The organism is Halomonas sp. SIMBA_159, from assembly GCF_046536035.1.
In the GTDB taxonomy this organism is placed as follows: domain Bacteria; phylum Pseudomonadota; class Gammaproteobacteria; order Pseudomonadales; family Halomonadaceae; genus Vreelandella; species Vreelandella venusta_A.
In genome coordinates, this window is sequence record NZ_JAWJBT010000720.1 from 1 (window position 1) to 266 (window position 266).

The window sequence follows — 266 nt, forward strand, 5'->3', positions numbered from 1 at the left end:
GAAGGTGTTGAAGTTGTCGCGCGATCGCGTTCCGTGGAACACCAGCTTCGGCGTGCCGTCCGCATTGATAACCGTGCTGTTCCCGAACCACGCCTTGAACTCGGGGCTCTGCGTGTCGGCTTCGGGGAGGAACATCTGAGCGGTGTTCTTCGAGTCCCGCTTGATCTTCTCCGGCAGGAACATCTGCGAGAGGTCGTCGATGGCCAAGCCCCACGTCTTGGCGTGTTCGATCACTTTCTGCTGCACCTGCTCCGGCGTCGCCCCCT

General features: G+C 61.3%; 1 protein-coding gene. It reads right to left on the minus strand.

Translation table 11 applies throughout. The features are described 5' to 3' along the window. Nucleotides 1-266 (minus strand): hypothetical protein (locus tag R0J87_RS21080; RefSeq protein WP_498888717.1); only part of this gene is annotated, 266 nt, incomplete at both ends.